The following is a 17935-nucleotide window of genomic DNA, read 5'->3' on the forward strand; positions in this document are numbered from 1 at the left end:
CTTGTGTCCGGCGACGGTGTAGTCGGCGACCTGTCCGGACAGGAAAGCGATGGTCGCCTCCAGCATCGACACGTCGACCTGTTGTCCCTTGCCGGTGTGGGTTCGCTGGAACAGCGCGCTGGAGACGGCAAAGGCCGCAGTCGCGCCAGACAGCACGTCGCACACGGCAAAGCCGGCACGTGTCGGACCGGTGGCCTCGTGACCGGTGATCGCCATGATGCCCGACAGCGCCTGGATCTTGCCGTCATAGCCAGCGCCGGATCGCTCAGGTCCGGTCTGGCCGAAACCGCTGATGCTGCAGAAGATCAGCCGCGGGTTGACCTTCGACAGCGCCTCGTAGCCGATGCCGAGCTTGTCCATGATGCCGGGCCGAAAGTTTTCCATCACCACGTCGGCCTTCGCGACCAGGCGTTTGACGATCTCGATCGCCTCGGGCTTCTGCAGGTCCAGCGTCAGGCTGCGCTTGCCGCCGTTGATCGCCTGCCAGCCCGGCGCAAGACCGCGCTCGGCCCATTCCTTGTTGAGCGGCGTGCGGCGCATGTCCTCGCCCTCGCGCCGCTCCACCTTGATGACGTCGGCGCCGAGCAGCGCGAGCTGATAGCTCGCATAGGGACCGGCCAGCACCTGGGTGAAGTCGAGAATCTTCACACCTTCGAACGGTCGGGTCACTTCGTATCCTCCCACCATTGCTGCTGTTGTCAGAGAGAATTGAGCTGCGCCAGCGCCGAAGGATTGCATCGTCAGATGCGATCCGGGTGAGGGGTCTGTCTCCGCGAGTCCGACTCGTGAGACAACCCCTCATCCGGCGTTTCGCGCCACCTTCTCCCACAAGGGGAGAAGGTATAAGCGTCACGCGGCGCGGTTGCCGCGGGCGATCTCCTTCTGCCGGTCGAACTCGGCGCGGCGCCGCGCCAGCTCGTCTGCGCTCATCTGCGCGACGTTGTTGTAGTCGAGCTTCCAGGAGGCGTCCTCGCTCCAGCGCAATGGCGACTGCATGGTGGTCCGCGCGCCGGTCGCGCTTTCCAAGAGGCCGAGCGCCAGTTCGAGCGTCAGCGCCTGCGAATCCTCGTCATGCGGCTTGCCGGCGGAGTTGCCGAGCGGGAAGTCGGAAAACAGGAAGCGCGGCACGGCGGCGTGCTCGACGATGTCCTTGGCGCAGCCCATCAGCACGGTGGGAACGCCGTTGGCTTCGAGATGACGGGCCACCAGCGCCGTGGTCTGGTGGCACACCGGGCAGTTCGGCACCAGCACGGCGGCATCGACCTGGTCGGCACGGCAGCGGGCCAGGATCTCCGGCGCATCGATGTCGATGGTGACGCGGTGGCTGCGATTGGTCGGCGCGCCGAAGAAGCGCGGTGCGACCTCACCGATCCGTCCCCTCGCCTGCGCCTTCAAAAGCTGCGGCAGCGGAAACCAGGTGCCGCTGTCGGTGGCAGAGGTGTGCTTGCGGTCGTAGCCGATATGCGAGATGCGCAGATCGTGCGGCTTGCCGGTGTCGCCGTCATAGACCTGGTAGAACTTGGCACCGCCATTATAGGCCGCGCTGGGCCCCTGGTCGCCCTTGGCCGGATCATAGGGCGCCGCAGTCGTGATGATGGTCACGCGCGATTGCGCCAGGGGCTTTCGCAGCGGCCGGAACGGCGCCTCGACGTAGTGCGCCCAGCGATACGGCGTCGTGTAGCCGATCGCGATATAGTAGTCGCGGGTCCGCTGCCTGTAGGGAACGGGTGCGTCGTGGTCGGGCGCGAAGCCGAACTGGTCGTCGGACGGAGCGGGCATGGATCAGGCTTCCTTCTGCGTTTCCGGGTGCGATTATGAAGGCAGTCGGCATGCGCCTCAACAGCCGATATGGCAGGCGCCCGGACATGGCTTCGCGCTCGCAGGCGGCGCGCGCGCCCCGAGTTGATGCGATATCGTGACCCCCGAAGGAACGAGGGCGCAGGGAATGCCGGGCGCTGGCCTCGCCCATGGCCCGCCTGCAACAAGAACGCAGGCGGCAGTCACCACAGGTTCAGCCGAGACATCCCGGCATTCCCCGCGCGATGGTTTTAACGCTTATACGTGCTCTCCCGGGTGAACGGGCTCTTTTGCCACCCTCGCCTTTCGTATCGTCCGAAAGAACTTGCCGAAAGACTTGGCATCAGCGTCGCGATGCCAGGACCACACGATTTCGCCGTCCGCGCCGGCCTCGCTCGTCTTGCGAAGCCACGCGTCCACCGCATCCCCGCCTCGCGTCTCGTGACGATCGCGATACGCCCCCCGAATCGAGGCGGGATGCGCAATGATAGCATCAATTTCGGTAAAAAAGAAAGAAAAATATTAGACGGCGATTCCGAATTCCCAAATCGCGTTGAATGGCCTCATGAAATCGGCACTTTCGCACACGCGATTTTTCCCGCGGGCCCGACATCCCGGCCGAGCAAGCCGACCCCATTCAACCTGGTTCGCCCCTGCTTCCGATCAAGCTGCCGGAACGCTCGCGCTTCGCGCCATTTCCTCTCCCTGCGCAAAATCCTGCGACAACCGTTTCCTGGCATCCGCGGCATGGAGGGACCGAGCACTTTCGCGGTCTTGAGGTCTACGACGAGGAAATCGTCCGCATCAACGTGGCGGAGTTGATCTGATACGCCACCGCGGTTTGCGCGAGGTTGATCAAGGTGAGCAGGAAGAATTCGGTGTTGTTGAAAATGCTCAGAATTGGCACTTTGGCAGCGCTGAGAGCGAAGAGCACGATCTGAATGATTGCGGTCGCTCCCATGAGAAGAACTTCGGTGGTGTTGTTGATGCCGGGTTTGGCCACCTTGACCTGCTCGGCCATTGCCACGATGGCAGCGGCGAGCAAGAGCACCTCCGCCCATGAGAGTTGGTACCCTGAAATATCGAAGAGAGTTGCTCGCGGATCGGGAAAGGCAAACCGCCCGATGATGAACAGGATCAGGATATAGACGAATCCGGGCACGAAGACGAGAACGCCTCCTCCTGGCCGTCGACGGTGAGCGGAATCGCTGTCGATTACTGCGCCGACATGGTGTGCATCTGCCGCCATCTACTTTTCCCCTCTGCGGTCGCCGAGATGTGGCTCTCGCTGCTGAGTCTGGACGCTGGAAAGCCAGAACCTTCGCATTGTTCCCTCTCGTCAAAGAACGCCCGTCACACACTTGTCATGAGAGGCACCCAATTCCTGGCCAAGGTTAGAGACAGTGATCGCAATTGTCAGCATGCAAAATGCGAGCACGCAAAATGAACGCGAGGAGTTTTGAAGTCTGACTTGGGTCCTTGTAGGTCAGCCAATGTTTTCCCGCGTTGACGGCCTTGTTTTCGACACCCACTTCCGCACTATGCAGCGCAGCCAAGCTGAAACGCTTCTCGACTTTGTCTGCAGGGTTTCAACGAACTTCTCGACGCTTCACCGCATCGGGTCGTCTGAAAATCGCTGCGGCGGACCCGAACGGGCGGGCCGGGACAAAACACTTCCGGTCTCGCCCAATCGCCAGAACGATTTCGGAACTGGTCCCGACTTCGCTCCTGGGCCAGAGCCGGAAGATTTGGCCCCGGCCCGCCAACTCCCACGGCGTCCCCGCCGCAAAATTTCCATTGGGCCTATGAGTTTCGGATAGAAGATCCGGACGGTCACGTTCTTCGCTTCGGCTCAGAGCCAAAGCTCGGTCCGAAAAACGGCGTTTTCAATTCGTGGCCTAAACATCGCAGTAGCCGAACGCCGATTTCCGGTTGCGGTCATGGGCCGCCTTCCCGAATGCCATGGCACCGGGGCGGATGCACCCCTGATAGCAGGCGGCTTGCGATCCCGCCGATGGCGAACCTGCCACCGGCGAAATCGACCGCGGCAGCCGATGCTATGCCGCGGACCGGCTTGCTGAGTCGCTCGCGCGATACACCGAGTTGGTTCGCGCCTCGATGGCTTTGACCGAGTCTTCAAAGGCCCTTTTCAGCACGCTCTTGCCGATGGTCCCGAGAACGACACCGAGCACCCGTCCCTTCAAGTTCTTGCCGTCCCGGACAACGATCACCTCGATGTCGGTCGTGCCATCGGGTTGACGCCTGAAAGTGTAAGTGTGCCCCGATGCACCTCCCCACACGTTGGAATCGGTCGTCGTCAGGACGACGAGGTTGGGATCGGACCAGTCGTAATGCAGACGCTCCCAGACACCCCCCGAGCCTTCCGTGACGTCGGCCTCCGAGCGGCTGAGCTGGTGCACCTTGAGGTACTCGTCGGCACTATTGCCAAAGAGCTTCGAACGACCGGGCCCGAAGTCGGTGAGCCCGGCCACGTATTGCGCGGGCGTCAGGGTGGTCGTCCGGTGGAGACGAATCGTGGACATGATGTGGACTCCTTGTTCGACGCGATCGGACCTGGCCCTCTTCATCGCGGCGCAGGAACGCCCTTCATTTGGACGCTGCCGCCGAGTCGCGGATGACGCGGGACCGTTGACGCAGACAGCGTCTGCCAACCGCCAACTACGAAATGTCGTTGACGTCGAAATAATAGCGTCACTTGCTCGTTCAATGGAATGACGATCGTAATCTTATCACTTTGTCGAGAGAGGGCCGAGCCTCAGGCCAAATGGACCCGGCTGCGAACCTGCTTCTGCGGCGTCTGGCGATGATGAAGGCAGCTTCTTCGGTGCCGCATCGCGCGCTCAGCGCAGGCAGGCCTCCATCACATTCGTCATGCCGGCCGGCGCGACCCGTGTCAGCGCGAAGCCGGACGCCTCGAACAGGCTGGCGAACTCGTCGCGTGTCCGCTCTCGTCCGCCCGGCACGACCAGCATGTTGAGGTCGCTGAACTTCGTTGCCGGAATCTCGTTCGGCGGCGCGACGGTCCGCTCGATGAGAAGCAGCCTGGCGGGCTCGCGCATGGCGCGGCGACATACCTTCAGGATCGCGATCGCTTCGCGGTCCTCCCAATCGTGGATGACATAACGCATGAGATAGGCATCGCCGCCTTCCGGCACGGAATCGAAGAAGCTTCCGCCCACGATGTTGCAGCGGCTGATCACGCCACGCTCTCTCAGATTTGCCTCTGCGCCTTCCACCACCCGTGGCTGATCAAACAGCGTGCCGCGGGCTTGCGGGCAAGCACTCAGGATCGCGGCCAGCAAGGCTCCCTGCCCTCCTCCCACGTCCACGATGTGGGCGAAGCCCGAGAAGTCATAGGCGGAAAGCACGGCTTCGCTGCCGCCGCGCGACATGTTGGTCATGGCGCGGTTGAATATCGCGTTCGCTTCGGCATGCTCGGCCCGGTACTGCCAGACGTCGATGCCATGCAGATCCTGAAATGCGTTCTCGCCGGTTCGGACACTGTGCAACAGGTGGCCCCATGCCTGCCAGAAATAGGGATTGCCGACATGTTCCGCCCAGCTCCCGATCGGCGTGCTGGAATCGCTGCGCAGGCAATCGCTCATCGGGGTGAGCACGAACCTGCGATCCGCGATCTCCCGGAAGACACCGACCGCAGCGAGCGCGCGCAGAAGCCTGTAGAGAGCATCTGCGTTGCTGTGCGTCAGAGAAGCGAGCTCGTCAGCCGAACGCGGTCCGTCCCTCAGATGATCGGCGACGCAAAGTGTTGCGGCGACGCGGATGGCCTGCGTGATCTGAAAGCCGTTGATCAAGCTCAATATGTCGAGCCAGGGATTGGATGTCACGCGATCGCCCCCGATTGAATGAACGTCATTGAACTCCAAGAGCCGGCTTCACAGCACCGTGGTGTTTTCCACGTCCTCCAGGACCGTAATCGTCACCATGACATCGATCGGGGTGGGCGACTCAGCGTGGATATGAAACTCGACCCCGCCGCCTCCACCCTCAGAATCGTGTGGACCGATATTGGTGACGAAGACATTTGCGTCGCCCAGAAATGGCCTGCCCGCAGCGCCGAAAATTCCACCGGCGAAGTGAAATTGGCATGCGGTGATGATGACCGCCGAGTTCTGGCGGATTGGAGCAAAGTTTTGATTGTGGCGTACCCTGCCCTGCACGCCGCGGAGGATCAATCGAGTGGAGTGTGCCATTGCCAATACTCCCTGCTGAAAATCTGACCGCCCGCCGTTCCGATGGAATCGGTACGGAAGCTCTAGCTCCTTTGTTTTGACGTGTTTTCTTCGCGCGAACCGGTATCCACTTCGCTCGAAAACGCCCTAGCACGTCGTGCGGCGACGTCTGTGAGCCGGTTCACTTCGGGGAGCGACAAATGCACGCGCTGACATTTGCCGGTATTTTGCGACCTCGCAAAAAGCGCAGGTCGGCAGGCGAATGGTCATGCTGTGGAGGTCGGAAACGTGTCCGGAAGCGGTTCGCGCAACCCGCACCTCAACCAGTGTCCCGATCGTCGTGCCGTTCCAGAGAGCCCAAAAGCTCCCTATCGTCCGCCATGCGGTCGTTACGAATCTGCCATTCCAAGGTGGGAATCGCGAGTTGCGGGCGAAGAAGCATGAAGCGAGAGCTGGCGGCATTCAGCCGACCGATCCCGGTCCATTTCTGCCCCGTGCCGTATCATCCATGGCCCTGCCCGACGGCTGGTCAGCACGAACATATTGCCGTTGCATCGCCCTAACGAGCCGTCCCGGCGTCGCCATCGTCGGAGTGAAGCGCCTTCTTGTGCGCCTTATATTTTTCGACAAGGCGTTCGATGCCATCGAGTGTCGGTTGATCGCTGACAAAACGAGCGATTTGGCGGTAGTGCTCGATCCTTTGGTCGATCCGCACACATCTGTCGCACACGATGGCACGCCTTTTTCTGTTGTCGCGACCGTCCTGATCCCCGATCGCTGCATGGCGTTTCAAAGACGTGACCCATGAAGCTTCCGCTTCGATCCCGCTTTCCGCGATTGCAAGCCGGGATCAACCACCCGAAGTGTCGGATGACCGCAGAGATTGCAGAATTTCCAGGTCAATTCTTCTTGTGTTCGGGAAATGGCTCCTGAGTCTTACGTCCCAGGAACGTGTCCACTGCCGGCTGACGCAGCAGTTGCGAAGCCTGCCGCACGAGCTCACGGGTTTCAGCCAGCACCTTTGACAGACCCGAATCGCGATTTAGCAAAGCATTGGACTTGAACATCAGGCGCTCCCTTCCTCAGCAGGCGGGAGCACGCTCGGTCTCTCAGCCACCGGCGCCTACGGGTGGACCGTTACCGATGATGAACCAACTGTATCACAGCCCCTTCTGATTTCGAAACCTCTTCGCGGCTCGGGGTGCCAAACTTGGTGCCGGCCGTCCGGGACGTTCGTACGATCTCGCCAACAGCACGTATGAACGGCCAAGCGGCGCACTGGCCAGCTCATTGCCGGCGCGCCGGCATTCCAGGCGGAACTGGAAGATGACGCTCTAGCTCTCGGTCAGCAGGCGATATGACCTAGGATCCTTCGGCGCAGCGAACGGTCGAACCTATGTCAATAAAGCAAGTTCCTTGAATGGAGAGAGAGGGCATCTCGTCTCCGGCCGTCGCGGTGAGCTTTGCTCTTCGACCGGGCCATGGCGCTTTCAAATATCGCCGAACGAAGCTGCTCGCGTTTGCACTCACGCTCCGCCCGCAGAGCGCGCTTGCCGAGTTGGAGCTGACGGCTCTCTTCGATTGCAAGCTGGGCGCGGGCGAACAGGGGATCAATCATGACCGCAATAATCCTGGCACTGGCCAAGGGTTCCCAGCATATCGATTAGTCAGCTTCTTTTTCGGGAAAGGGCTCGCGAGTCTTGCGGCCTAGAAACGTATCCGGCACTGGCTGCTTCAAGACCTCGCACGCCTCCTTGAGCTTGAGACGCACCTCCTCCAAATTCTCTGTATCAGTGGTTGATGGTCGACAAAACCGTGGGCGATTTGCCATCGCGCGCTCCCTTGCCTTGCAGGCGGGAGCGCGATCGGTCTCTCAGCCACCGGCGCCTACGGAGGACCGTTGCCGGTGATGACGATCAACGTATCAGTTGCGGCAGAGTTCGAGGAGTCGATTCATGGCCATCACGGGACCGTGTCCGATGCCCACGCCGCATCTCGGTCGAGGCGGACGACCGTTCGATGAGAAGTTCCGGCGGACACAGCAAGTTTCGGCCTCGTCGGCGGGAGCGGCAATCCCGGCCGAACTCGCGCATCTTGCCTTGAAAGGCCGGCGTGGTCCGCAGAAGGCCATCAAGGCCGTTCATGATCCTTGCAGCATCCTTGCAGCATCCTTGCAGCGCCGCCGGCCGGCTATAGCCGCCAACTTGTATGATTGCAAACGTATGCGTTGCGCAGCATTGAAGGGAAGATGAATTTGCTCGCGACGCAGCGTGCCGCGCCCAAGGCACTCGAACACCGCGACGAAGACGATGCCTGCGAGCCGACATGGCGGCGGCACACGTCACACGCCGGCCGGCCGGCGCGCTGCTGCTCGCATCACTCACGGAAATGGCTGCGGACATCATGACCACGGAAGGCGTGAGAGCCGGGTTCGTAGGAACGATGGCGCGGCAAGCGGGATGATGCGACGGCGCCCTCCGCCCGGTAGACGCTGTCCAGACCAAAGACAGGAGCCGCGCCGCCGGGCCGCTCCAGGCCCATTCGGCCGGCGGGTGTCAGCGCGCCTCCGTTGAGGACATCGCGGTCGGGATATTGCGACTGAAATGCACCGGGGTGCGAGGCCGCCCATTCCGGAAGCTGCGCGTTCGCAGCGGATGCTCCCGCCAGCGACACCAGCGCGGCGGCGACAACAGTCTTGAAGCCAGTCATAGTCGTTCTCCGTACCAATGTTCGTGCGGAGCGCTGGCTGTGAGGGCTGCTCTGGGGAGGCGTTTCCTGAAGAATTTCTGAACAAGAGCCATATGGGCGTTGCGCCGACGAAAGCTCGTCGCGTCTGCATCACGCTTGCGCGAACGGCGCAGGATGATCGCTGCGCCATGCCGTCGCGCCTCCAGGGCATGGCCGTCTCACGCGATCGTTAGCAAAGTGCCACCTCATAAGACATCCGCCTTCGAGCCTTATCGACTCTTTCCAGTTCACTTGCCAATTTCATTTGGCCCCGCCGCGTGGAACCTTGCCAGGGTCTAGACTGCCGGCCCGGACGATGCGGGGACTGGCGATCAATAGGCCATCGCCACCTTCCGCCGTCGTCGCCCGGTCAAGCCGGGCGATGACAGCGGAGTCTTGTTTGGTGTATCATAGCGGCATGAATGAAGCGGACGCCCTGTTTGCAGCCCTGCGCCAGTCTTCGGATGGCGGCGTGGTGGATATGCTCGAACGCCTGGTGCGGGACGCCCCGGATCAGGCCTTGAACAAGATCAACGCGCTCGATCTCGCGGCCAGGAAAGGTATTGGCGAGGAGCGGCTGATCGCGGCGCTCTTGAACGCGGTCGGACTCGGCCTGTTCGAGATGACCTGGAGCGTCACATGCCCAAGCTGCGCCGGCGTGCTCTCCGCGAACAAGAGCCTGAAGACGCTGGACCGCTCCCAGTACAACTGCGCGTTCTGCGCCGCGGGCTATGAGACGACGCTCGACGACCTGGTCGAGGTGACCTTCACTGTGAGCCCGCGCCTGCGCAAGATCGCGGCGCACAGCCCGGACGAGCTGTCCATCACCGAATATTATCGCCAGATCTTCTGGAGCTCGGCCATCGAGCTGCCGGCCGACCTGGACAGGCTGTGGCGCGAGGTCACGCTCGAGACCATCGACCTGCCTGCTGGTGAAAGGGCCATCCTGTCGCTGCACCTGCCGAAAGGCACGCTGATCGTATTCGACCCGGTGACGCACACGGCCCAGTTCATCGAGGTCGGCGGCGAGGAGACGGCTGAGCGGCAGAGCCTGTCCATGATCTTCAACAAGCTGCAGGTTCCGGTCGAAGCGGTCACCTTGCGTCCGGGCTCGTTGCGGATAGCGTTCGAAAACCGCACCGAGAGCCGCGTGCTGCCGACGGTGTGGGTGATGAACCAGGCGCTGGACGATCTTCTGAAGCAGCGCAAGCCCGTTCTCACGGCCAAGCGCCTGCTCACCAACCAGACCTTCCGCGACATCCATCGCACCGACACGCTCGCGATCGGCCAGCGCCTCAAGATCCTGAGCCTGACCTTCCTGTTCAGCGATCTCAAGGACTCCACCGCGCTCTACGAGCGGGTCGGCGACCTCGTCGCCTTCGACCTCGTCAACGAGCATTTCAGGCTGCTGCAGGAGATCATCGCCTCCGAAAGGGGCGCCGTCGTGAAAACCATCGGAGACGCCATCATGGCGACCTTCGAGACGCCCGATCGCGCCATCGCCGCGGCGCTGCGCATGCGCGAGGCGATGAGCGATCTCGGCGCCGAGCGTCAGCACCAGAGCCTGCATCTGAAGATGGGCATCCACGAGGGATCGTGCCTTGCGGTCACGCTCAACGCGCAGCAGGACTATTTCGGCCAGACCGTGAACATCGCCTCGCGCGTCCAGGGCATCGCCGGCTCGCGCTCGATCGTGGTGACGGAACAGGTGGTCGAGAACGCGGAGGCCAGGGCCTTGCTCGAGAGCAACGGGCTGAAGCCGGCGCCCCGATCCGTGACCTTGAGCGGCATCGCCGACAAGGTGTCGATCTACGAGATTTCCTGAGCGCAGCGGCCAGTCGCGGGCCGGCGAACCGCGATGGTGTCGCTGAAGACTGCATCTTTGTCGCTTGCAGCCATGGACATGGAAGGGACGATGTCGCTACGGCGTTGCCGCTTGGCCGTGTGATGGAGCTTTCGTCCTTTGCCGAGGAAGAGGTCATGATCCACGGGACCGGTTCGAGTGAACGTCGGAGGCGTCGATGTCTTCCATTCCGCTCAAGGTCTACATTACGCCGTTTGCCGAGAAGGGCGCCGTGGAGGCGCAGAAATGGACCACCGACGCGGCCAAGGCGGCCCTGAACGTGGTCAACGCGACCTGGGCCAAGGCGGATGTTGCGTTCGTGATCAATGATTTCGTCATGGACAGGCCGCTCGACATGGCCAAGAGCGCACGCAGCCGCGATCGCGACCTGCTCGACGTCCTCAGCCTGCGGCACCAGCCGGAGAACCTCGTTCACATCTACCTCGTCAATCCGATCGAGAATCTCAAGGCCGGCGGGTGCTCCTATGTCGACAGCAATCCCGAGCCCGCCAGCTTCGTGCAGTGGTACGGCAACGTCGATTCCAACGGACGGGCCTGGGCCCATGAGCTCGGCCATCTGATGAGCCTGGATCACGTCCAGATCGACTACCAGAACGAGAAGCAGGCGGCGGCGCTGGTCAACAATCTCATGACGGAAGGATTGGGCATGGGAAAGGACCTGACCGACAAGCAGCTCGGCAGCGCCAAGTCCTCAAAGCTCGTCAAGCGATTCAGCGGTTGACGGGGGGTGGGCGCGTCCCGTCAGGATTCGGCCACCGAGGTCCAGAACTCGGCGAGCTTGCTCTTGAACGATTGCATGCGGGTCGGCGGCACGGTTTTCTCTTCCTCCTCCGGCAGCCGCAGGCCGACTACGCTGACCCGGCCGCCGCCGATCGAGCGCGCCACCAGCACGATCGAGTCGAGCGCGAGCGTGTCGCCCTCCTTGGGCGCGTGGTCGAGATGCACGTCGAAATAGTCCGACAGAGTGAGCTTGGCCTGCTCCTCCGACACCGTGATCCCGTAGACCTCGGCGAGCTCCGACAGCGTGTGCTCGCCGGACACGACGAAGTCGCCGAGCAGATGCGGATCGGGCGCGGTCGACGGCGGCATGTCGACGAAGAAGCGGTCGAGCGCCTCGGCGCGCTGCGGCGGCGCCAGTAGATAGATGTAGTCGCCCGGCGCGATCGGCTCGGCCTCGGCCGGCGAGAGGATGTTCTGGTTGCGGATCACCAGCGTCGGCTTCGACCAGGACGGGATCAGGCCGCGGCGGAAGAACAGGCTCTTCGACCGCACGGGGTAGCCGACCAGCTCCTGCTCGAGCTGGCCGGGGAGATCGAGCTCGACGCGGCGCGGGCCGCGCTCGGAACGAGGCAGCGCCACATGCAGGCGCCTGGCCGCGGCGGCGAGCGTCCAGCCCTGCAGCAGCAGTGAGATGATGACGACGACGAAGGCGACGTCGAAATACAGATAGGCTTTCGACAACCCGACGAGCATCGGAATCGACGCCAGGAAGATCGCGACCGCGCCGCGCAGGCCGGTCCAGGCGATGAACACCTTCTCCCGCCAGTTGAAGCGGAACGGGGCAAGGCAGAGAAACACCGCCAACGGCCGGGCGACCAGCATCAACACCAGCGCCACGACCATGGCGGGCCCGATGCTGGCGCCGAGCCGGTGCGGCGAGACCAATAGCCCGAGCAGCACGAACATCACGATCTGCGCCAGCCAGGTCGCGGCATCGAGGAACGTCACCACGGAATTATGCGCACGGGTCGGCTGGTTGCCGACGATGATGCCGGCAATGTAGACCGCGAGGAACCCCGAGGCATGCGCGATCTGGGCGGCGCCGAACACCACCAGCGCCGTGGTGCCGACGAACGGCGCATGCAGGCCCTGCGGCAAAGCGACGCGATTGAGCGCGAGCACCACCACCCGCCCCCCGACCACGCCGAAGATCACCCCGAGCACGGCCTCGCGGCCGAGCTCCATCGCGACATGCCCCACGGAGCTGTGCCCGACCGAGATGAACTCGACCAGCATCAAGGTGAGGAACACCGCGAACGGATCATTGCTGCCGGATTCCGCCTCCAGCGTCGCGCCGACGCGGGACCGCAGCCGCAGGCCCTGCGTATGCACCAGCAGGAACACGGCGGCCGCGTCGGTCGAGGCCACCACCGCGCCGACCAGGAGCGCCTCGGTCCAGTTCAGGTCGAGCGCGTATTTCGCGACCGGCGCCACCACTAGCGAGGTCAGCAGCACGCCGATGGTCGCCAGCGCCATCGAGGGCGCGAGCACCGCCCGGATGCTCTGAAACCGGGTTCGCAAGCCACCGTCGAACAGAATCAGCGCCAGCGCCACCGAGCCGACGAGATAGGTGCTGCGCACGTCGCTGAACTCGAGCTGACCGGGGCCGGAATCGCCGGCCAGCATGCCGATTCCCAGGAACGCCAGCAGCAAGGGCGCGCCGAAGCGGAGCGCAAGCAGGCTCGACAGGATGCCGGCCATGACGAGGGCCGCCCCAAGCAAGATGGCTATGCTGACCTGGTCGAGCGAGGTCATGAGGTGGACAATCACCGTAAACTGCTGGATTTGCATCCATATCGTCGCCACACTTCGACGCCAACCGATTTCTGGCGTTCATCCGAAACCGGTATATTCATAGCCCTCGCCCGCTTCGCCCGCGGCCGGCAATGACGGACACCCGCCGTCATGAAGGTCGCCCCGGCGATTCCAGCCAATTCCCGCCACGGCCTTTTGGTCAGCTCGAGAATCCCGCCCATGGACATCGACCTGCACGACATCCTGGAATTCCTGCACACCGTGGCGCGCTCGTTGGGCGCGGAGGTCGCCTCGCCCTGGTTCTATCTGCAGCTCGGGCTGATCCTCGCCGCGGCCGGCGTCGGCTTCGGCATCAGCCTCGCCGTCGGCGCGCACACCGACCTCGGATCCGTCGGGGTCCGCTGGCCCGCGCCGCTGCGGCTGTTCGTGCGCACGCTGGTCGGCAGCGCCGGCGTGGCGGTGTTCGCCGCCGAGACCGGCCTTGCGCGGCTGATCATGACCGGCCTGACCTGGCCCAGCCGCAGCTACCTGCTGGCCATCGCCGCCAGGCTCGCGCTGGCCTGGCTCGCCATTCGCCTGGTGACCTCGGGGATCAGCAACGGCTTCATCGTCCGAGCGGTGTCGATCACGGCCTGGTTGATCGCGGCCTTGAGCATCCTCGACAAGCTGCAGCCGGCGATGGACGCGCTCGACTCCGTCTCCCTCACGCTCGGCGGCCTGCGGTTCACGCCGCTGGTGCTGATCAATTTCGCCGCGATCCTGGTCTTCGCGCTGTGGCTGAGCAACATTTTCAGCAATTTCGCCGAGAGCCGGATCATCCAGTCCGCCGACCTGACGCCGTCGATCCAGGTGCTGCTGGTCAAGATGATCCGGCTTGGCCTCATCATCCTCGCCGTCGTCATCGCCATGGGCGCGGTCGGCATCAATTTGTCGGCGCTGGCGATCTTTTCCGGCGCCGCCGGCGTCGGCATCGGTTTCGGGCTGCAGAAGATCGTCGCGAACTTCATCAGCGGCATCATCCTTTTGGTCGACAAGTCGGTGAAGCCCGGCGATCTCATCACCGTCGGCGACAATTCGGGGCGCATCAGCGCGATGAAGACGCGCTACATCTCGGTCGCCGCCGGCGACGGCCGCGAGTTCCTGATCCCCAACGAGGACCTGGTGACGCAAAAGGTCACCAACTGGACCTATACCGACAAGAACACGCTGGTGAAGGTCGTCTTCGCCACGAATTACGAGGCCGATCCGCGGCTGGTCTGCCAGCTCGCGACCACAACCGCCGCCGCAGCCGACCGCGCGCTGAAGAGCAAGCCGCCAAACTGCCTGCTGACCGAGTTCGCCGAGACCGGCATGAAGTTCTCGCTCACCTTCTGGGTCGCCGATCCCGGCGACATGGACTTGGTCAAGAGCGAGGTGATGCTCTCGCTCTGGGACGCTTTCCGGCGCGAGGGCATCCATGTGCCCTATCCGGTGCGCGAACTCCGCGTCCGCGGCGGCGCGCTGCCGGTGGAGACCGTCGTCGAGGCCTCCAGTTGACCCGCATTGGCCCGGAACAACCAGGGTCGGCTTGCCGCAGGCGGCGACAATCATTACATTGACGTGACAATCAGCGATGTCGACGGACCCATGAGCTATATCGAAGCCACCGATACCTCTTTGCGCAAGACCGGACAGATCAAGCTGCACGGCGCAAGCGGCTTTGCCGGCATGCGCAAGGCGGGGCAACTGGTGTCGAAATGCCTCGATGAATTGACCGACGTCGTCAAAGCGGGCGTTCCGACCTCGCGGATCGACGACTTCGTCCGCGACTTCGCCTTCGGCCATGGCGCCTTCCCGGCGACGCTGATGTATCGCGGTTACCGCTACTCCACCTGCACCTCGATCAACCATGTGGTCTGCCACGGCATGCCGGGCGACCGCGCGCTGAAGGAAGGCGACATCGTCAATGTCGACGTCACCTTCATCGTCGACGGCTGGTACGGCGATTCGAGCCGGATGTACGCGATCGGCCCGATCGCGCGTCGCGCCGAGCGGCTGATCGAGGTCACCTATGAGGCGATGATGCGCGGCATCGCCGCGGTGAAGTCCGGCGCCACCACCGGCGACATCGGCTACGCCATCCAGAGCTTCGTCGAGCCGCAGGGCATGAGCGTGGTGCGCGACTTCTGCGGCCACGGCCTCGGACGGCTGTTCCACGACGAGCCGAACATCATCCATATCGGCCGGCCGGGCGAAGGCGTGCCGCTCAAACCCGGCATGTTCTTCACCATCGAGCCGATGATCAATCTCGGCAAGCCGCATGTGAAGATCCTGTCCGACGGCTGGACCGCGGTGACCCGCGACCGCTCGCTGTCGGCGCAGTTCGAGCATTCGGTCGGCGTGACCACGACTGGCGTAGAAATCTTCACGCTGTCGGAACGCCACCGCGAGAAGCCGCCGGTCTGATTGTTGCCATCCCGCGGTGATTGGCTGCGGAAGGCTCGATCACGGGAGGCTTTCGTGAACCCAGCAACCCGCCGCGGCTTCCTCGGGCTCGTTTCCGGGAGCGCCGCCATCCTGCTGCCCGCCCGCCACGCGCGCGCAGCCGCGGACGCTCCCGCAAGCAGCATCGACAATGCCTGCATCCTGACGCCGCAGTCCGAGGAAGGGCCGTATTATATCGATCCGAAGCTGGTCCGCTCCGACATCGTCGAGGGCAGGCCCGGCGTGCCGCTGGCCTTGCGGCTGCGCGTGATCGAGGCTGGCCCCTGCACGCCGATTACGGGCGCGCGGGTCGACATCTGGCAGTGCGACGCACGGGGCATCTATTCGGCCTTTCCCGGCCAGGGCGACGGCCACAATATCGACACGTCAAGCAAGACGTTTCTGCGCGGCACTCAGCCCGCCGATGCCACCGGCTGGGCCGAGTTCAAGACCATCTATCCCGGCTGGTATGCGGGGCGCGCCACGCACATCCATTTCAAGATCTATCTCGACGAGCGCACCGTGCTGACCGGACAGACCTTCTTTCCGGAGGCGCTGAACGAGTTCATCTACACCAACGTGCCCGACTACGCGCAGGGGCGGACGAAGCAGCGCTACGTCATGAACGTCAACGACCGCGTCGCTGCAGGCGCCGACCCCGAGCACCAGGCCTATTGCGCAGTCAAGGAGGAGCGCGAGCGCTATGTCGCCCTGTTGACGCTCGCGGTCGACCGCAATCCGAAGCAGAGCGCCGATGCCGATCATAGTCCGCCCGCGGGTGGGCCGCCACGGCGCGCCACTCTGATCAAGGACCGGCTCGCTGCGCTGGTGCCAGGCCTGAAGCGGTCGCCGCTCTAGCCTTCATGGCATCGATCGCGGCGGCGCCCGCCTTGATGCGCGGGATGAGCTCTCTGCCGAATTCCGTGGCATCATTCATCGGATCGAAGCCGCGGATCAGGAACGAGCCGATCCCCAGCCGGTAGTAGTTGAGGATCGACTCGGCGACCTGTTCGGGCGTGCCGACGAGACAAGAGGTGTTGCCGAGCGCTCCGGTCGCCTTCGCAATCGGCATCCACAGACGCTCGTCATGAATATCGCGCTCCAGAGCGAACCCCATCAGCCGCTTGCCGGCATTGTCGATCGGGCCGGTTGCCTCTTCCTGTCGCCGCCATCCCTTCGCCGCGTTCATTGCTCCGAGAATGCGATCTGCCTTCTCCCACGCGGCCTTCTCGGTGTCGGCGACGATGGGACGAACCGAGACGTTGAACCTCGGCATCCGTCCGAATGCCGCCGCCTGCGTGCGGAACTGCGCGACGCGGTCGCGCGTCGAGGCCAGCGGCTCGGCATAGATCGCATAGACGTCGCACAGTCTCGCGCCCATCTCGAGGGCGCCGGGCGAAGCGCCGCCGAAGAACAACGGAGGATGCGGCTGCTGCAGCGGGCGCACGTCGGAATGTGCGCCTTCGACCCGATAGAAGTTTCCCGCGAAATCGAACGGTTCATCGTTCGACCAGGTGAGTTTCATCAATTCCAGATATTCCGCCGCCCGTCGATAGCGCTCGTCCTTCGGGGTGAAATCGCCATCGCCGTGCTGCTCGTCATCCGATTTGCCGGTGATGATGTGAACCGCGATCCTGCCGCGGGTCAAATGATCGAACGTTGCGATCTTGCGCGCGAGCAGGGTTGGCGCCACGAACCCGGGACGATGCGCGATGAGATAGCCGAGCCGATCTGTGTGCGTTGCCGCATAAAGCGCGGTCAGAAAACCTTCCGCCGATGAGGACGAATAGCCCACCAGCACCAGGTCGAAGCCGGCCCGGTCATGGGCGCGAGCGAATTCAGCAAGATAGGACGGCGACAAGCCGCCCTCGATCACGTGCAGGGTGGCTTCGCCGCTCGGCGGCGCCACGCCGATCATTCCGATGATTTTGACGGGCATGGCCAGGTCCCTCTCGCGACGACGAACGTTGGCCGACGAGGGTGATACCGTCAAGCCGGCGGCCGGCGCAGCCGTCGAAGGGCGCGATCGTTTTATTGCGCCATCGCGATTTTGGATGGCGCAATGCGCTTTCGCCTGTCGCGTCCTCGGTGCAGAGATTTACCTTGGGTCCAGCAAACTGTCGTCGAGGTATCGGGCGAGATCGCCCTGCGGCATGGCGGAAAGCTCCTCGCCTTCCACCATGATGGCGACCATCTCCTTGAGCGCGGCGGGGTCGAGCCGGCCGTCGCGCGGGAAGGTATCGGGATTCCTGACGATGAGATCGTCATAGGTTTTCGCCGCGGCATCGGCGGGGACCTTCAGCGCGTCGGCGAGAAGCCTCTCAGCCTCCGCGCGGTT

Annotated in this window: 18 protein-coding genes; 6 read left to right on the top strand and 12 right to left on the bottom strand. The window is 63.4% G+C overall.

Going from position 1 to position 17935, the window contains the following annotated elements:
• The 6 genes from JOY90_RS06110 to JOY90_RS06135 all read right to left on the bottom strand — a co-directional run.
• A partial coding sequence (locus JOY90_RS06110; RefSeq protein WP_291690252.1) for a CaiB/BaiF CoA-transferase family protein occupies positions 1-669 on the bottom strand: 669 nt, incomplete at its 3' end.
• Positions 670-849: 180 nt separating this feature from the next.
• On the bottom strand, positions 850-1779 hold the full coding sequence (locus JOY90_RS06115) for a glycine reductase (protein ID WP_291690253.1): 930 nt from the start codon (positions 1777-1779) through the stop codon (positions 850-852).
• Positions 1780-2578: 799 nt separating this feature from the next.
• Positions 2579-3046: a hypothetical protein gene (locus tag JOY90_RS06120; protein ID WP_291690254.1), complete on the bottom strand. Its 468-nt coding sequence runs from the start codon at positions 3044-3046 to the stop codon at positions 2579-2581.
• 808 nt (positions 3047-3854) lie between these two features.
• Positions 3855-4340, bottom strand: a complete 486-nt coding sequence (locus JOY90_RS06125) for a hypothetical protein (protein WP_291690255.1) — start codon at positions 4338-4340, stop codon at positions 3855-3857.
• Positions 4341-4658: 318 nt separating this feature from the next.
• Positions 4659-5663: a methyltransferase gene (locus JOY90_RS06130; protein WP_291690256.1), complete on the bottom strand. Its 1005-nt coding sequence runs from the start codon at positions 5661-5663 to the stop codon at positions 4659-4661.
• 48 nt (positions 5664-5711) lie between these two features.
• Positions 5712-6029: a hypothetical protein gene (locus JOY90_RS06135; protein WP_291690257.1), complete on the bottom strand. Its 318-nt coding sequence runs from the start codon at positions 6027-6029 to the stop codon at positions 5712-5714.
• Between the two features lie 487 nt (positions 6030-6516).
• Between JOY90_RS06135 and JOY90_RS06140 the strand changes: the two genes are divergently transcribed.
• Positions 6517-6816 (top strand): hypothetical protein, encoded by a 300-nt coding sequence (locus JOY90_RS06140; protein WP_291690258.1) that lies wholly within the window; start codon positions 6517-6519, stop codon positions 6814-6816.
• A 91-nt stretch (positions 6817-6907) separates the two neighbouring features.
• Here JOY90_RS06140 and JOY90_RS06145 read toward each other — a convergent pair whose 3' ends face one another.
• The 3 genes from JOY90_RS06145 to JOY90_RS06155 all read right to left on the bottom strand — a co-directional run bounded on the left by JOY90_RS06145 (position 6908) and on the right by JOY90_RS06155 (position 8717).
• The gene (locus JOY90_RS06145; RefSeq protein ID WP_291690259.1) at positions 6908-7075 is read right to left on the bottom strand and encodes a hypothetical protein; all 168 of its coding nucleotides are present in this window, start codon (positions 7073-7075) and stop codon (positions 6908-6910) included.
• A gap of 332 nt (positions 7076-7407) precedes the next feature.
• Entirely contained in the window at positions 7408-7626 is a 219-nt protein-coding gene (locus JOY90_RS06150; RefSeq protein WP_291690260.1) for a hypothetical protein, read from the bottom strand.
• A 758-nt stretch (positions 7627-8384) separates the two neighbouring features.
• Complete coding sequence (locus tag JOY90_RS06155; RefSeq protein WP_291690261.1) at positions 8385-8717, bottom strand: BA14K family protein; 333 nt, start codon at positions 8715-8717, stop codon at positions 8385-8387.
• Positions 8718-9153: 436 nt separating this feature from the next.
• Between JOY90_RS06155 and JOY90_RS06160 the strand changes: the two genes are divergently transcribed.
• Complete coding sequence (locus tag JOY90_RS06160; RefSeq protein WP_291690262.1) at positions 9154-10560, top strand: adenylate/guanylate cyclase domain-containing protein; 1407 nt, start codon at positions 9154-9156, stop codon at positions 10558-10560.
• Between the two features lie 196 nt (positions 10561-10756).
• On the top strand, positions 10757-11320 hold the full coding sequence (locus JOY90_RS06165) for a hypothetical protein (RefSeq protein ID WP_291690263.1): 564 nt from the start codon (positions 10757-10759) through the stop codon (positions 11318-11320).
• Between the two features lie 20 nt (positions 11321-11340).
• Here the strand turns inward: JOY90_RS06165 and JOY90_RS06170 are convergent, their stop codons facing one another.
• The gene (locus JOY90_RS06170) at positions 11341-13134 is read right to left on the bottom strand and encodes a potassium/proton antiporter (RefSeq protein ID WP_291690269.1); all 1794 of its coding nucleotides are present in this window, start codon (positions 13132-13134) and stop codon (positions 11341-11343) included.
• 219 nt (positions 13135-13353) lie between these two features.
• On the opposite strand from JOY90_RS06170, the gene JOY90_RS06175 reads away from it, so the two are divergent.
• From JOY90_RS06175 to JOY90_RS06185, 3 genes are all read left to right on the top strand, one after another.
• Entirely contained in the window at positions 13354-14670 is a 1317-nt protein-coding gene (locus tag JOY90_RS06175; protein WP_291690264.1) for a mechanosensitive ion channel domain-containing protein, read from the top strand.
• A 90-nt stretch (positions 14671-14760) separates the two neighbouring features.
• Complete coding sequence (gene map, locus JOY90_RS06180; RefSeq protein WP_291690265.1) at positions 14761-15579, top strand: type I methionyl aminopeptidase; 819 nt, start codon at positions 14761-14763, stop codon at positions 15577-15579.
• A 54-nt stretch (positions 15580-15633) separates the two neighbouring features.
• The gene (locus tag JOY90_RS06185) at positions 15634-16455 is read left to right on the top strand and encodes an intradiol ring-cleavage dioxygenase (RefSeq protein ID WP_291690266.1); all 822 of its coding nucleotides are present in this window, start codon (positions 15634-15636) and stop codon (positions 16453-16455) included.
• On the opposite strand, the gene JOY90_RS06190 is transcribed toward JOY90_RS06185, so the two are convergent.
• Together JOY90_RS06190 and JOY90_RS06195 are read right to left on the bottom strand one after the other, a co-directional pair.
• A complete protein-coding gene (locus JOY90_RS06190) occupies positions 16403-17536 on the bottom strand; it encodes an LLM class flavin-dependent oxidoreductase (RefSeq protein WP_291690267.1) in 1134 nt (377 codons plus the stop codon). The genes JOY90_RS06185 and JOY90_RS06190 overlap by 53 nt on opposite strands.
• A 159-nt stretch (positions 17537-17695) precedes the next feature.
• A partial coding sequence (locus JOY90_RS06195) for a hypothetical protein (RefSeq protein WP_291690268.1) occupies positions 17696-17935 on the bottom strand: 240 nt, incomplete at its 5' end.

Source organism: Bradyrhizobium sp., from assembly GCF_019242285.1.
Taxonomy (GTDB): Bacteria; Pseudomonadota; Alphaproteobacteria; order Rhizobiales; family Xanthobacteraceae; genus Bradyrhizobium.

Bases quoted from the DNA above. Each gene is read 5' to 3' on its own strand.
- JOY90_RS06115 (WP_291690253.1), bottom strand. From the start codon at position 1,779: ATGCCCGCTCCGTCCGACGACCAGTTCGGCTTCGCGCCCGACCACGAC.
- JOY90_RS06120 (WP_291690254.1), bottom strand. From the start codon at position 3,046: ATGGCGGCAGATGCACACCATGTCGGCGCAGTAATCGACAGCGATTCC.
- JOY90_RS06125 (WP_291690255.1), bottom strand. From the start codon at position 4,340: ATGTCCACGATTCGTCTCCACCGGACGACCACCCTGACGCCCGCGCAA.
- JOY90_RS06135 (WP_291690257.1), bottom strand. From the start codon at position 6,029: ATGGCACACTCCACTCGATTGATCCTCCGCGGCGTGCAGGGCAGGGTA.
- JOY90_RS06140 (WP_291690258.1), top strand. From the start codon at position 6,517: ATGGCCCTGCCCGACGGCTGGTCAGCACGAACATATTGCCGTTGCATC.
- JOY90_RS06145 (WP_291690259.1), bottom strand. From the start codon at position 7,075: ATGTTCAAGTCCAATGCTTTGCTAAATCGCGATTCGGGTCTGTCAAAG.
- JOY90_RS06150 (WP_291690260.1), bottom strand. From the start codon at position 7,626: ATGATTGATCCCCTGTTCGCCCGCGCCCAGCTTGCAATCGAAGAGAGC.
- JOY90_RS06155 (WP_291690261.1), bottom strand. From the start codon at position 8,717: ATGACTGGCTTCAAGACTGTTGTCGCCGCCGCGCTGGTGTCGCTGGCG.
- JOY90_RS06160 (WP_291690262.1), top strand. From the start codon at position 9,154: ATGAATGAAGCGGACGCCCTGTTTGCAGCCCTGCGCCAGTCTTCGGAT.
- JOY90_RS06165 (WP_291690263.1), top strand. From the start codon at position 10,757: ATGTCTTCCATTCCGCTCAAGGTCTACATTACGCCGTTTGCCGAGAAG.
- JOY90_RS06170 (WP_291690269.1), bottom strand. From the start codon at position 13,134: ATGACCTCGCTCGACCAGGTCAGCATAGCCATCTTGCTTGGGGCGGCC.
- JOY90_RS06175 (WP_291690264.1), top strand. From the start codon at position 13,354: ATGGACATCGACCTGCACGACATCCTGGAATTCCTGCACACCGTGGCG.
- map (WP_291690265.1), top strand. From the start codon at position 14,761: ATGAGCTATATCGAAGCCACCGATACCTCTTTGCGCAAGACCGGACAG.
- JOY90_RS06190 (WP_291690267.1), bottom strand. From the start codon at position 17,536: ATGCCCGTCAAAATCATCGGAATGATCGGCGTGGCGCCGCCGAGCGGC.